The organism is Sphingobacterium pedocola (assembly GCF_015209965.1).
In the GTDB taxonomy this organism is placed as follows: Bacteria; Bacteroidota; Bacteroidia; order Sphingobacteriales; family Sphingobacteriaceae; genus Sphingobacterium; species Sphingobacterium pedocola.
Window position 1 is genome coordinate 2101043 of the sequence record NZ_MU158689.1, and the last position, 13848, is coordinate 2114890.

Sequence of the window (13848 nt, forward strand, 5' to 3'; positions counted from 1 at the left end):
ATTACTTTCTCACGAAAAAATCCACATTTTGAGGTTCAATCTTAATAATCTTACAAAAATCAGGAACCTGCGTTAATATCACAGGAAGGCTAGTAACGCTGTGTTCTATCCAACTTTCCAAATCGACAACTGCTTCAAAATCTCTTGCCGACCACTTATTATAATCTTTTAACGACACCAAGGTGGTGATGGAGACCTTACTAGGAACAGTTCGCACTGAGGTAAACTTCCTTGCATTCTCAATCTTCAGAGGTATCTCTATAACCTTTTCTGTAAGCTCTCCCACTGGAATTACAATCTCAGCTATCGTAGGATAGATTGTGATATTCGTACGTTGATTGCGATTGATGTTTGCTACCGTTCGTACATCCGTTTGGATCTGCATTCCGCGAATAGTATCCGTCTCCAAAAACTCAATATTTGCCACGTCTTCCAATGGACCTGTAATGGTTACATAGGCCGGATTTGCTTTAGTTTCTCCTGTAATGCCGTACTGTTTACGAAAGGTAATATTGTAAGGTACCTTGACCGGTACTTTTCGTTGGGTTTGTTTCGAAAAATCGAAGTAAAGCGTATCTGGGACAACATGAATAATCTGCTTATTTGCTGGAAATTGTCGATTGATGAATCCCAATTGACTGCTGAATACAATAAAGTTTCTAGTCTTTAAATTACTTAGGTCTACCTGAATATTAGAACTGTCGGGCTTAAATTTACTGAGTAACAAGTCCCAACCACTCATTTTCACGCGTACCTTAACGGTATCCGATTGTAACGGATGAAAGGCCCTTTTTTCCGGAATATTTATATATTCTATTCCGGCTTTTAATGTAACCGTATATTTATTAGAAATAGCTATTAATGTCCAAGCAATGAATGAAATAATAACACAACGTAAAAAGATCGAAATCTTCCGACGTTGGTTCTTATTAAATCTTCTTTGCTTCATTACACAAAGTTAATAAATAGTCTGAGATCAATCTTAAAAAGTACGAGTATAATAAAATCCTTCCTTTAGCATCACCAAAAACCATCTATTCGCCCCATAGTCTGCTACAAAACAACAAAGCCATTCAACATACTGAATGGCTTTAAAATAGTATTTTTCAAAAATAACTTACGCTTTTTTCGCGCCTTCTCCATTGGCCAAACGCGATGCATCTAAAGAGATCGCAGATTTGTCAAAACGCATTTTCACACCTGAGCCTACATCTACCAAAAACGTAGTATCACTTACTTCCACTATTCTTCCGTGGATACCTGCTGTCGTTACGACCTTTGAATTCACGCCTAGCTCTTCAATATATTTTTTGTGATCTTTTTGTTTCTTCATTTGCGGTCTGATCATGAAGAAATAAAATACCACGACAATTAAAATCATTGGTAAGAAGCTCATGATATTGCTTCCGCCTGTTGCTGCTTGTAATAAAACTGTTGACATTATTTACTTTTTTTATTGATTACTTATTTATTTTTCACTACTGTACCTTTAATCTGAACGGTAGTTACTTTATTTGTAGCATTAGAACTCACTGTAATTATCTTTTGCTGTGTCCCTACCTGTCCTTCACTATTGAAAGCTACTTTTATCTCACCTTCTTTACCGGGTAATACGGGATCTTTCGTATAATCCGGAGTTGTACATCCACAAGAAGCACTTACTGCAGAAATGATAACGGGCTCTTCTCCTGTATTTTTAAATTCGAAGACATGATCTACCACCTCACCCTCTTTAACGGTACCAAAATCAAAAGCGTCTTCTTCAAATTCGATCTTACCTTTACCAGACAACGACTTAGTATTCTCCGACGGTGTACTCACTTCGGTAGGATCCACTTTACTCGCTTCCTCTGTCTTTGGTTGATTGCTACAAGCTGCAAAGAAAACGACTGCAGCTAAACCTATACCCAATTGTTTAAATTTCATCTGTATACTAATTATATTTATTTACTATATGATTCCTTATCTCCGTAGCTAACAGACACGGAGATACATATATACTTAATCTTTTAAGCCCCGACCTACCTTGCGGATACGCCCCTGTTTAGTCAGATCCGCTAAAATTTTGTCAAGTATACCATTTATAAATGTGTTACTTTTTAGCGTACTGAAAGATTTTGACAATTCAATATACTCATTTATCGTCACTTTCACAGGGATACTTGGAAAATTTATCAGTTCACTGATAGCCATACGCATTAATAACGTATCCATCAATGCAATACGATCTGCTTCCCAGTTTTTCGTTTTATCCGAAATAAGTTGCTGGTACTCCGGAGTATGACGAATAGTCATCTTCAATAATTCCTCAATAAACTCGCTATCTTCGGCCCAATTAGGTGTCAAATCTGCTAGTTTATTTTGTGATGGATTTTCCGAACTAAAATTTTTGAATGTCTTAGCAACCATCGCTTGAAGAACTTCCTTATCCACAGACCAATTGATAAATTTCTCTTCAAAAACCTGTTCAATTTCTACCGTTTTAAGGATAATTTTTTTAAATATATATTTAATGATATCCTTCTCGCCCCCAATACTACGGTCGTCACCTGATAGGTACTCCAAATAAGCTTCTGAATTTTTCAGTTGGGCAAATATCGACCGTACAATCTCCGGGTCAAACTCCCAAGACACCTTATATTTTTTGACCAGCTCCAAGTATTCTCTATTTTGACGAAGCGATTCAATAAAGGTGTTCGAGTTTAATTTTGTAGTAAGAATTTTATCCTTTTCCGTAGGTAAAAATTTTGCAGCGCGACTTTCCGCATCCAACACCACATATTCAGCCACCTCATCCAATAGATTTAGTGTCCAAATGTACATCTCATTTACTTCCTCTACACTTTTGAAAAGTGCCTTTTGAAATTCTTTAACTTGTTTATCTTCTGACAAGCTGTGCGCATAAAGCGTCTGCATTACTTTCACCCTAAGGTGTCTTCTATTAAGCATATATATTTAAAGAACGATTTTTTAATAAAGAACGATTTTGTATTTATTATCTTTTTAATTTCCCGATATCCCTAATGCGTTTTTCTGCAATTTGTTGAGCAGCTTCAAACGTGGTAATTCCCTCTTCTCTGGACTTTTGTATTACATGTCGGGTGGCACTGTATATGTTCCTAATCAAAGATTCGGTACGCTCAACACCATAACCTTCCAATTCCGAGAAACAGCTAATTAATGCACCTGAATTAATCAAGAAATCTGGTGTATAGAGGATATTGTATTCCTTCAATGCTTGAATAGTAGCCTCCTCATCCTTCAACTGATTATTTGCTGAACCCGCTATTATTTTACAGCGCATCTTCGGAATTGTCTCTATATTAACAGTACCTCCTAACGCACATGGCGCATATACATCTACATCCAACTCGTAACTTGTCGAATACTGAATAGGTTCGGCTTTATACTTAGCCGCAATTTTCATTTTACGCTCTTCGGTCATATCCGACACATATACACGTGCATTTTCCGCCCGTAACATCGCTACTAATTGTTCACCCACACTTCCTACACCCTGCACCGCAACTTTGCGTCCCGCTAATGAATCATCACCGTAGAGTTCTTTAATGGCAGCTTTGATACCATAAAAAACACCTTTCGCTGCAAAAATGGTAGTGTCCCCTCCTCCATTAAGCGCAGTAGGTAACCCCGCTACATAGTTGGTTTCTGCATGAATATATTCTAAATCTTTTTGAGAAGTACCTACGTCAATGGAGGCAATAAAGTTTCCATTTAGACCTTCAATAAATCTACCAAAACGGCGCATCAATAATTCCGTTTTATCTGTTCTATTATTACCGATAATAATAGCGCAGCCTCCTCCTAAATTTAATCCAGCCAAAGAAGCTTTATATGTGATTGCCTGTGACAGGCGCAACGCGTCTTCAATAGCTTCCGCCTCTGACGTATAGGGCAACATCCGCACTCCGCCGATAGCAGGGCCTAATGTTGTATCGTGAATAGCGACAATGGCTTTCAATCCAATCTCCGGATCATGGCAAAAGAAAAGATTTTGGTGTCCTAAGGGACGCATTAAATCAAAAATAGAAGTATTTTGCATATCTAATAACACAAATTATGGCCGCTATGACTTTGCAAAAATACAAATAAAATCCTTCTCCATTGTAATTATTCCAACATAAAATATCCATGGATATTCCGTATAGTAACTTGAAGATCAAACCAAGCTTGCTAGACTCTGCAGAACAGGCAAGCACCGGCGAATTGATAAATCAGGCAGTGCTCATTCATACATTTAAGCTTGCAGGCATGAACTTAAGCAAAACATTCTTGAACATAGCAAAGCAATCTCTCATGAGTACCACTAAAAATGAACACAAATGAATAATACCTCATAAAGTAAACTCAGATGAATAATCCGGTGAAGTGAACATGAATCAATAACGCAAGAAACAAACATATCATGAAAAATAATGTGCTTTTATATGCAAAGCAATTTATCTAAGTTTGTAGACTTAAAGCACAAATGAAAGAACTCGCATACCTCAATAAATACTTTTATAAATATCGCTGGCATTTGGTTCCCGGTGTTATTTTCGTCATTATTTCCAATTATTTTGGCATTCTTCCTGCAAAAGTAATACGAGAGGCCTTCGATTTAGTGAAAGAAAACATTGACTTATACAGACTGTACAACGGTTTTGAAAGACAAGATATCATCTACAATATATTTGGCAGTAGTTTACTTTTCTTTGGTGCAGTAGTACTTTTCCTCTCATTACTTCGCGGAATTTTTCTATTCTTAATGCGTCAAACTATTATCTTAACCTCAAGACGTATAGAATACGATTTGAAAAATGAGATTTATGCACACTATCAAGATTTAGATTTTTCATTTTTCAGAAAAAACAACACCGGAGATTTAATGAATAGGGCTACAGAAGACGTAAATCAAGTACGAAACTATCTTGGCCCGGCTATTATGTACGCCATTAATACCATTGTACTTTCCGTCATGATCATCTACGCCATGTACGATGTCAACCCTACTTTAGCCACTTACGCATTACTGCCAATTCCTATTATCTCTGTAGTTATTTTATTTGTAAATCGCATCATAAACAAAAGAAGCACGCACATTCAGGCACAGCTTTCCAAATTATCTTCTTTCGTACAAGAAACTTTTTCTGGTATCCGTGTTATAAAAACCTACAATCGCGAAGAAGATAAAATGGATGAGTTTGCAAAAGAAAGTAATATATACCGCGCCACGTCCCTAGATTTAGTACGCATACAGGCGGTCTTCTTTCCCTTAATTATCTTTTTAGTAGGGTTCAGTACAATTATCACCGTGTATATTGGAGGTATCGAAGTAAATAAGGGAACTATTACAGCCGGCAACATTGCGGAATTTATCATGTACGTAAATCAATTGACATTTCCTGCGATGGCTTTGGCTTGGGTTACTTCTCTTATCCAACGCGCAGCTGCATCGCAAAAACGAATAAATGAATTCTTAAAAACAAAGCCCGAAATAAAAAATGGCACGATCAATCGTACTTTACATGGTGATATTGTTATAGAGAACCTTTCTTTCACCTATCCCGAAACAGGAATAACAGCTATAAACAACCTGAGTGTACATATCCCTGCCGGAAAAACTTTAGCCGTAATTGGCAAAACAGGCTCCGGCAAATCGACCTTAGCCAATTTATTGCTCCGTATGTACGATGCAGATCAAGGGACGATCAGATACGACAACACACCTATTGAACAGTATGACTTTAAAAGCCTACGTCAGCAAATGGGATTCGTACCGCAACAAGTATTTCTATTCTCTGATACTATTGCCAATAACATTGCTTTTGGATTGGACGAATGTGAAGATGAACGTATTGCGCAATCGGCTAGAGATGCCGCAGTATACGAAAACATCATGGCATTTGACGAAGGATTCCAGACGCATATCGGCGAAAGAGGCATCACGCTTTCAGGAGGTCAAAAACAACGTGTTTCGATCGCCCGCGCCTTAGCGAAGAATCCCGAAATATTAATATTTGACGATTGCCTATCCGCTGTTGACACCAAAACCGAAGAAGAAATACTTCATAATCTCGGTCGTATCATGCGGGGAAAAACTTCTATTTTCATAGCACACCGCGTTTCAACGATAAAGAATGCAGATCATATTATCGTACTCGACAACGGCAGAATTATTGAAGAAGGCAAACACGATGAGCTACTTGCGTTAGGGGGTGCATATGCAGAACTCCATGAAATGCAATTACTTCAAAGTGCAGATTAGAACTTCTTGTTTGACCGATAAATAATTCTTATCTTTCCTCCTCATTATTAACTTATGTTAGAACCTGTATGAGGATTATATCTCTCCTTTTAGGCGTATTATTTAGCCATTCTTCTTTCGGACAACTTGTCGAGCTTGATCCAATTAGACACCGCGATTTTTCGGTCGATTACACACAGCTCGATAGCAATGCACGCGCTGTAGTCATTTCAGAATTGGGAAAAACAACAATAGACCTAGTAGAAGCCGAGAGATCCATACGTGTCTTGCACCGCTATGCTATCCGAATTAAAATAAACAAAAAGGAAGGTTACGATAAGGCCAATTTTTCACTTCCCCTTTATAAATATGGCGGCGACTTCGAGACAATACAAGATATAAAAGCGAAAACGTACAACCTAACAGAAAATAAGATTAACATTTCTGAGCTTAAGAATAAGGATATCTATACAGAAAATAAAACTCCATTCGTCAAACTTAGCAAATTCACATTACCTGATGTACGCGAAGGATCAGTTATTGATATCGAATATACTATTATATCACCCAATATTTTCAATTATAAAAAATGGGAATTTCAGTCCGATATTCCAAAACTTAAAAGTACCTATACTGCAATAATTCCGGCATTGTACAAATACAATGTGACCCTTCGGGGAGCCCTGAAGTTGGAAGATGTAAAATCCAAAGTGCTGCGGGAATGTTTTCGGGTCGGAGGAGCAAAAGCCGATTGTTCTGAATTGACTTACTCCATGAAAAATATACCCGCCTTTGAAGAAGAGGACTATATGCTATCTCCGCAAAACTACATTTCTGCCATCAATTTTGAAATGGAAGAAGCGCAGCATTTGAATGGCGCTAAACAAACCTATACGAAAAAATGGAGCGACGTAGACCGCGAATTGATGACCGAGAAGGAATTTGGTGGCCAAATCAAAAAAACTAAATTCTTTCTTGAAGCTCTTCCCGACTCTATACTATCACAAACAGACCTACGCCTGAAAGCGAAATCGATCTACTCCCATATACAGGCCAGGATAAAATGGAATAACATGTATGGGAAATATAGTCAATTCGGTGTGGAAGAAAGTTACGAAAAAAGATCAGGCAATGTCGCTGACATAAATTTTTCGCTTATAGCAGCCTTAAATGCCGCAAATATAGAAGCTTACCCTGTACTTGTTTCCACACGTGAAAATAGCCTTCCAAATTCGCTTCATCCAGTTCTGACCGATTTTAACTATGTTATTGTAGGCGTCAAACTCGACAATGAGACCATTCTCGCAGATGCGAGCGAAAATTTCCTGCCCTTTGGCGAATTACCCCTACGCTGTATCAATGAAAAAGGACGTATCATTTTTTCACGGAAATCATCAGAGTGGATACCCCTAGAAAACAAGACTAAATCCCTAACGTCCTATTCTTTCGATGGTGAATTAGACCTCTCCACAAAACTGATTGGTAGTCTGACAATAACATACGATGGGTTAGATGCACTTCGTAAGAGAAAAGAAATATCAGGCTATCCATCCGTTACGGAGTACGAAGAAAAATTGGACGAACGATTGACCAATATATCGTTAACAAATTTAAATATACAGAACCTGGAAAATCTGGATCTGCTATTATCCGAGCAATTTGATGTAATAGTCGACGTTGGAAACGGCCACATCCAACCTAAAACTGTTTTCAACCTCAATCCCATCTTTATCGATCGTATTACACGAAATCCATTTAATTTAGACGATCGAACATACCCCGTAGATCTTGGTTCCCAACGGGAAGAAAAACATAATTTCAGTATCGTGCTACCCGAGGGAATCACGGTTCAATCCGGTCCAAAAACCGCTAATCTTACCCTCCCCGACGGCGCAGCTAGATATGTGTATAAAAACAGTATAGATAATAACGTGTTGATGATCCAACAGAGCCTTTCTTTAAACAAAGCCGTATTCAATACAGACGAATATTTCTTTTTAAAGGAACTATTTTCACGAGCTATCCAACATTTAAAAGTCGATTATATTTTAAAATACAACAATGAGTAACCAATCAATTTTAACCTTTTTATCACTTTTATTTATCCAGTATAATCTTGTCGGACAAGAGTATGCTATCGAAAAGATACCTATTGAATTAAAAAGTCGCGCCACGGCAATAGTACGACATGAATTCATCACTCTTGACATGAGAAACGAGACCAACATAATCGAATCCGTGACCCGGGCAATCACCATCCTAAATAAAGCCGGTGAAACCCATGCCGAATTGCTTTTGTTTTATGATAAAAGCAAATCTGTAAAAGAGGTGAAGGGTGCTGTGTACAATGAACTTGGTATTCAAATGAATAAATTTAGCTTAAAAGATTTTAAAGATTACAGCGCTACAGGACAAGTGAGCATGTATGATGATATTCGTGTAAAACATTATCAGCCATCCATATCGGTTTATCCATACACCGTTGTTTATTCATATGAAATAAAACATAGTCAGAATCTTTTTATTCCGTATTGGAGACCCAATTACTACTCCGATCTGGCTGTTGAGAAGAGCAGTTATCAATTTCAATGTCAACCCCAACAAGCGCTACGTATCAAAACAGAAAATATCCCTGCTGAGGCGAAGATAGAAACAACAGATAAATCCAAAACCTATATCTGGACAGCGACTAATCTTCCGGCACGTAAAGACGAACCATTTTCACCGATAGAATATGCTGAAGGAATATGTGTAAAAGTCGTGCCCGAACAGTTCAAATATTACAAAAAGGAAGGCCAAGTAAACGATTGGGAACAATTTGGAAAATGGGTATATGACGACCTATTAAAAGATAAAAAAGACCTTTCACAGATTGCGAAAAACAATGTACGAGATATCATCAAAAGTATTGAATCACCGAAAGCCAAGGCAAAAGCGCTGTACGAATACATGCAAAGCAAAACACGATACATTAGCATACAGGTGGGAATAGGTGGTTTAGAACCATTTCCGGCATCTTATGTGGAACGATTAGGTTATGGAGACTGTAAAGCCTTAGTAAACTATATGCAAGCCCTCTTGGACGAAGCAGACATCCCCTCCTACTACTGCATCGTAGAAGCAGGCAATACAAAGATGAGTCTAGATACCGAATTTGCAAATGCGGTAGACGGTAATCACATCATCCTATGTATACCTTTTGAGGGCGATACGACATGGCTTGAATGCACAAGCCAAAAACAACCTTTCGGGTTTCTTGGAGATTTTACCGATGACAGGCTCGTACTGGCTTGTACCGAAGAAGGGGGGAAAGTACTTCGCACACCGAAATACAATTGGACGCAAAATCTACAAATCAGAAATGCAGACCTCCGTGTGCAACCCGACGGAACAGTGACGGGACAAATCAAAACAACCTTTAGTGGGGCTCAGTTTGAAAATCATTTTAGCAACGTTTTCAAAAATCCGATTGATCAAAATAAAACGTTAAAAGAGTATTATGATGTAGACAATATATACTTCAATAAAGTAAATTACGAAATCAGCGATACAAATGGCCCGGTTGTAATCGAAAAACTGGATATCAACATTAAGAGTTATGTTGTAAAAAACGGTAACAACATCATTATACATCCAAATATTTTTAATATATCACGGTCGATTCCAGAATCTAGAAACCGCAAAAACCAACTTTATATTAATCGGGGGTACACCGATATTGATGAATTGACCTTCGAACTTTCAGAAGACATCAAAGGAAAAATCATGCCTGTAAATAAAGTTTTGGAAAGCCCAATGGGAGCATACAATCTTGCTATAAAACAAGAGAACAACCGTATTCATTTTTACAGAAAACTGGAAATCAAGGAAGGCCTCTATGCCACAGAAGATTACCAAAAATATTTCGATTTCATGAAAGAGGTTTCGGCATCGGACAAAGGAAAATACAATCTTCCTCTTGCTATAAACGAATAAGTAATCTGTGAATAATTTACTTTTATAAGGCAATCAACTTGCATATAAAATTGAATTTATCTATACTTGTAGAATATAAGGGGGATTAGCTCAGTTGGCTAGAGCGTTTGGCTGGCAGCCAAAAGGCCATCGGTTCGAATCCGATATTCTCCACCCCGTTTTAAAAGAGAAGAGGGATTGCTTTCGTAGCAATCCCTCTTCTCTTTTATATTACACACACATTTACCAAATAGCAAACCTATGCTTGTCTTCTTCTTCGTTCTTTACTCGTAGGCTTGTTTCTATGAGGTCGATTATCAGACCTTCCTCCCCCGGCTGGTTTATCTTTACCACCTTTGCCGCTCTTTACGTTTACGGACGATTTCGCCACAAAACTGGGTGACATCGTAACACCGTCCATCTCCATTACCATAAGTGCTATTCCTATTGTTTTTTCAATATCTTGAACATATGGAATTTCTTCTACATCACATAATGAGATCGCAAATCCCTCTGCCCCAGCTCTACCACTACGGCCAATACGATGCACATAAGATTCCGGCACATTCGGAATTTCATAATTGATAACATATTTCAATAAGTCAATGTCGATTCCCCGCGCCGCAATATCCGTAGCCACCAATACCTTTATTTTTTTATTCTTAAAATCTTCTAGTGCACGTTGACGTTGATTTTGAGATTTATTACCATGAATAGCCGCAGAAGAAATCTCATGCTTAAACAAAAACTTCACCAATTTGTCCGCACCATGTTTCGTACGCGTAAAAACCAAAACACTATCATTAACATCATTTTTCAACAATTGCAAAAGTGCCTTATTTTTATTCGCTTTCTCGACATAGTATAACGTTTGCTGAATAGTTTCAGCTGTTGTAGATTCCGGTGTCACTTCTACTTTTACAGGGTTGTGCAATATACTATCGGCAAGGCTTTGGATCGTCTTCGGCATCGTCGCCGAAAAAAACAAAGTTTGACGACGTTGCGGAATGACCTGCAATACTTTTTTCACATCGTGAATGAAGCCCATGTCCAGCATACGGTCTGCTTCATCTAACACGAAGATTTCAATTTGGTGAATAGACAGTACTTTCTGGTTCATCAAATCCAATAATCTTCCCGGAGTGGCTATTAAAATATCAACCCCCGCCTTTATTTGGTTAACTTGTGAAAATTGATTTACGCCACCGAAAATAACAGCATGTTTTAATTTTAGGTTTTCACCATATTCTTGAAAGGATTCATCAATCTGAATCGCCAATTCTCGGGTTGGGGTGAGTACCAGGGCACGAATAGTGCCTCTTTTTTGACCTTGCGGTTTTGTATTATTTAGTAGTTGCAGGATAGGAATGGCAAATGCCGCAGTTTTACCTGTTCCTGTCTGTGCACAGCCGAGTAAATCTCTCCCTTTTAGTACCTCCGGTATCGCTTCAGCCTGTATCGGTGTCGGCGTTTTGTACCCTAATGTGTCAAGTGCTGCAAGAATGGGCGCACTAACCTTTAAATCTTTGAAAGTTGTCATTCAATAATTTTAAGACAATATATATACTGTCTAGTGAATATTTACTTTCAAATCCGTGTGAAAGTGGCACGAAATAGCCTTTAAAGGCTATTCAAAAAAACAAAGCCGTTAAGCAAAAACTTAACGGCCTTAAATCGTATAGTATCTCTTCTTAGTTTTGTTCAACAGGAAGTACCGAAACATAAGATTTGTTATTCGCTTTTTTGCGAAAAACAACAGTACCTTCCACTAAAGCGTATAATGTATGGTCTTTACCGATACCTACGTTAGCATCAGGGTTATGTTGCGTACCGCGTTGACGAACAATAATGTTACCAGCGATAGCTCTTTGACCACCAAAAATTTTGATACCTAATCTCTTACTGTGTGACTCACGGCCGTTCTTAGAACTCCCCGCACCTTTTTTATGTGCCATTTTTTTATCTTAATTTATGACTTTCGTCAGATTAAAAATTCAATTATAAACTGATACCAGTAATCTGGATTTTGGAAAATTGTTGACGGTGACCGTTCTTCTTTTTGTAACCTTTACGACGTTTTTTCTTGAAAACGATAACTTTATCACCTTTTAAATGAGACAAAATCGTAGCCGAAACTTTAGCACCTGAGATACTTGGTGTACCTACAGTAAATTTACCACCATCTTCTGCTAACAATATGTTGTCAAATTCAATACTAGCGCCTTCTTCTCCTTGTAAACGGTGCACAAAAAGATATTGGTCTTTTGCAACCTTAAATTGCTGCCCTGCTATATTTACTATTGCGTACATTGTTATTAATATATTTTGTTAATATTTATTGAACGGCAAAGATAGAAGTTTATTTTTACAGTTGCAAGTATATTTTAAACTCCGTTTCCTGTATGTAAAAGGGCCTCTGCTTTTGCAGAGGCCCTTTCCTCCAATTACCTGCCCCTTATTTCACTTCAATCAATCTTTTTGCGACTATAGCGTCTTCTTTCTTTCCTATTTTAACATGGAGAATACCATCTGTATAACTCGCGTCTATGTGGCTGTAGTTTACCGTATCAGGCAAGGTAAAAGATCGAGTAAAAGATGTATAACTGTATTCCTTCTTACTGTACAATTTATCTTCTAGTTCATGCTCATCTTTCTTCTCTACAGAAATAGACATAACGTTTTTATCGACGTTAATTTTGAAATCCGATTTTTGCAAACCCGGAGCCGCCAATTCAATACTAAATGCGTCTTGTGTCTCTGTAATATTTACAGCAGGAACACGGGTTACTAAACGATCTGTGATAAATGAATCATTGAAGAGATTGTCGAATACACTGTTTACAAAAGGATTTACACCGTCTGTATTTACTGCTTTGGTTGGAAATTTGATTAATGCCATTTTATTATCCTCCTATTATTTTTATAAATTTAACAACGCTTGGAATCATTCAATTTATATACCAAATACATTTTTGTGAAAAAAAAATAGACAAAATGTCACTTTCAACCAAAAACAAAAGACAAATAGTCACACACTCCGCTAATCACGAGTATAATGCAAGGAGACTTTGGAGTTTGCTAAATCGCCTCCAAAAGGTGGATTTGTCTTTCGAATAGAAACGTCTACACCAGAGACGAAGTTATATTTTTTACGCACCAGATCTAGAATATCTTCAGCAGCAGACTCCAACAGCTTTCTCTTTGGAGACATCACCTCTACCAACACCTGATACAATTCTTCGTAATTGACCGTATTTTTCAAATCTTCGGCATCTGGATTTTCAAATGGAAAACAAACTTCCACATCTATATAAAATTCATTACCCAACAATTGCTCTTCTTCATAAAAGCCGATGGGCGAAAAAAAACGGACCTCAGTAAGGGCTACCTTTTGTATAACCATGATCTAATATACAAAAAATCCGAAAGCACCGCACAAAAATTCCTTGTATTCATGAAAAATGCATTTGAATTTTTCATGATTATTTTTATTGCCTGTCTAAATGCCTAAAGTATATCTCGGAAGGCGATAGCAGTAGAACGTTACCTGCTTCAAACCCACTTTTTCAAGGTAAGCGATTACTCACCGTTCGGCATAAAGGATGCCTCAATCTCGATGCAGTTCTTCGTAACCTCCATGTCGATTC

At 37.7% G+C, this 13848-nt stretch carries 13 protein-coding genes and 1 tRNA gene; 4 read left to right on the forward strand and 10 right to left on the reverse strand.

Annotated features, from left to right (window positions below; all coding sequences use genetic code 11):
* Position 1: 1 nt before the first annotated feature.
* The 5 genes from C4F40_RS08895 to C4F40_RS08915 form a co-directional block, all read right to left on the reverse strand.
* Complete coding sequence (locus C4F40_RS08895; protein WP_196938971.1) at positions 2 to 949, reverse strand: YbbR-like domain-containing protein; 948 nt, start codon at positions 947 to 949, stop codon at positions 2 to 4.
* A gap of 168 nt (positions 950 to 1117) precedes the next feature.
* Positions 1118 to 1444 carry a preprotein translocase subunit YajC gene (yajC, locus tag C4F40_RS08900; protein ID WP_390881627.1) on the reverse strand — a complete coding sequence of 109 codons (327 nt, stop codon included), beginning with the start codon at positions 1442 to 1444 and terminating at the stop codon, positions 1118 to 1120.
* 20 nt (positions 1445 to 1464) lie between these two features.
* Complete coding sequence (locus tag C4F40_RS08905) at positions 1465 to 1926, reverse strand: DUF1573 domain-containing protein (RefSeq protein ID WP_196938973.1); 462 nt, start codon at positions 1924 to 1926, stop codon at positions 1465 to 1467.
* Positions 1927 to 2001: 75 nt separating this feature from the next.
* Positions 2002 to 2949, reverse strand: a complete 948-nt coding sequence (gene nusB / locus C4F40_RS08910; RefSeq protein ID WP_196938974.1) for a transcription antitermination factor NusB — start codon at positions 2947 to 2949, stop codon at positions 2002 to 2004.
* A 46-nt stretch (positions 2950 to 2995) separates the two neighbouring features.
* Positions 2996 to 4063, reverse strand: a complete 1068-nt coding sequence (locus C4F40_RS08915; RefSeq protein WP_196938975.1) for a Leu/Phe/Val dehydrogenase — start codon at positions 4061 to 4063, stop codon at positions 2996 to 2998.
* A 426-nt stretch (positions 4064 to 4489) separates the two neighbouring features.
* On the opposite strand from C4F40_RS08915, the gene C4F40_RS08920 reads away from it, so the two are divergent.
* From C4F40_RS08920 to C4F40_RS08935, 4 genes are all read left to right on the forward strand, one after another.
* Positions 4490 to 6268 (forward strand): ABC transporter ATP-binding protein, encoded by a 1779-nt coding sequence (locus C4F40_RS08920; RefSeq protein ID WP_196938976.1) that lies wholly within the window; start codon positions 4490 to 4492, stop codon positions 6266 to 6268.
* A 68-nt stretch (positions 6269 to 6336) separates the two neighbouring features.
* On the forward strand, positions 6337 to 8316 hold the full coding sequence (locus C4F40_RS08925; RefSeq protein WP_196938977.1) for a DUF3857 domain-containing protein: 1980 nt from the start codon (positions 6337 to 6339) through the stop codon (positions 8314 to 8316).
* On the forward strand, positions 8309 to 10222 hold the full coding sequence (locus C4F40_RS08930; RefSeq protein WP_196938978.1) for a DUF3857 domain-containing protein: 1914 nt from the start codon (positions 8309 to 8311) through the stop codon (positions 10220 to 10222). The genes C4F40_RS08925 and C4F40_RS08930 overlap by 8 nt, the downstream gene beginning before the upstream one ends.
* 79 nt (positions 10223 to 10301) lie before the next feature.
* A tRNA-Ala gene (locus C4F40_RS08935) sits at positions 10302 to 10375 on the forward strand.
* A gap of 85 nt (positions 10376 to 10460) precedes the next feature.
* Here the strand turns inward: C4F40_RS08935 and C4F40_RS08940 are convergent.
* The 5 genes from C4F40_RS08940 to folB all read right to left on the reverse strand — a co-directional run bounded on the left by C4F40_RS08940 (position 10461) and on the right by folB (position 13604).
* The gene (locus tag C4F40_RS08940) at positions 10461 to 11741 is read right to left on the reverse strand and encodes a DEAD/DEAH box helicase (protein WP_196938979.1); all 1281 of its coding nucleotides are present in this window, start codon (positions 11739 to 11741) and stop codon (positions 10461 to 10463) included.
* 151 nt (positions 11742 to 11892) lie between these two features.
* Entirely contained in the window at positions 11893 to 12156 is a 264-nt protein-coding gene (rpmA, locus tag C4F40_RS08945; protein ID WP_136820188.1) for a 50S ribosomal protein L27, read from the reverse strand.
* 43 nt (positions 12157 to 12199) lie between these two features.
* Complete coding sequence (rplU, locus tag C4F40_RS08950) at positions 12200 to 12511, reverse strand: 50S ribosomal protein L21 (protein ID WP_196938980.1); 312 nt, start codon at positions 12509 to 12511, stop codon at positions 12200 to 12202.
* A 145-nt stretch (positions 12512 to 12656) separates the two neighbouring features.
* Positions 12657 to 13100 carry an Hsp20/alpha crystallin family protein gene (locus C4F40_RS08955; protein WP_196938981.1) on the reverse strand — a complete coding sequence of 148 codons (444 nt, stop codon included), beginning with the start codon at positions 13098 to 13100 and terminating at the stop codon, positions 12657 to 12659.
* 141 nt (positions 13101 to 13241) lie between these two features.
* On the reverse strand, positions 13242 to 13604 hold the full coding sequence (folB, locus tag C4F40_RS08960; protein WP_196938982.1) for a dihydroneopterin aldolase: 363 nt from the start codon (positions 13602 to 13604) through the stop codon (positions 13242 to 13244).
* Positions 13605 to 13848 lie beyond the last annotated feature (244 nt).

Excerpts from the sequence above, each read along its gene's own strand:
- C4F40_RS08930 (WP_196938978.1), top strand. The coding sequence starts at position 8,309 with ATGAGTAACCAATCAATTTTAACCTTTTTATCACTTTTATTTATCCAG.
- folB (WP_196938982.1), bottom strand. The coding sequence starts at position 13,604 with ATGGTTATACAAAAGGTAGCCCTTACTGAGGTCCGTTTTTTTTCGCCC.
- C4F40_RS08925 (WP_196938977.1), top strand. The coding sequence starts at position 6,337 with ATGAGGATTATATCTCTCCTTTTAGGCGTATTATTTAGCCATTCTTCT.
- nusB (WP_196938974.1), bottom strand. The coding sequence starts at position 2,949 with ATGCTTAATAGAAGACACCTTAGGGTGAAAGTAATGCAGACGCTTTAT.
- C4F40_RS08920 (WP_196938976.1), top strand. The coding sequence starts at position 4,490 with ATGAAAGAACTCGCATACCTCAATAAATACTTTTATAAATATCGCTGG.
- rplU (WP_196938980.1), bottom strand. The coding sequence starts at position 12,511 with ATGTACGCAATAGTAAATATAGCAGGGCAGCAATTTAAGGTTGCAAAA.
- rpmA (WP_136820188.1), bottom strand. The coding sequence starts at position 12,156 with ATGGCACATAAAAAAGGTGCGGGGAGTTCTAAGAACGGCCGTGAGTCA.
- C4F40_RS08940 (WP_196938979.1), bottom strand. The coding sequence starts at position 11,741 with ATGACAACTTTCAAAGATTTAAAGGTTAGTGCGCCCATTCTTGCAGCA.
- C4F40_RS08915 (WP_196938975.1), bottom strand. The coding sequence starts at position 4,063 with ATGCAAAATACTTCTATTTTTGATTTAATGCGTCCCTTAGGACACCAA.
- C4F40_RS08955 (WP_196938981.1), bottom strand. The coding sequence starts at position 13,100 with ATGGCATTAATCAAATTTCCAACCAAAGCAGTAAATACAGACGGTGTA.
- C4F40_RS08905 (WP_196938973.1), bottom strand. The coding sequence starts at position 1,926 with ATGAAATTTAAACAATTGGGTATAGGTTTAGCTGCAGTCGTTTTCTTT.
- C4F40_RS08895 (WP_196938971.1), bottom strand. The coding sequence starts at position 949 with ATGAAGCAAAGAAGATTTAATAAGAACCAACGTCGGAAGATTTCGATC.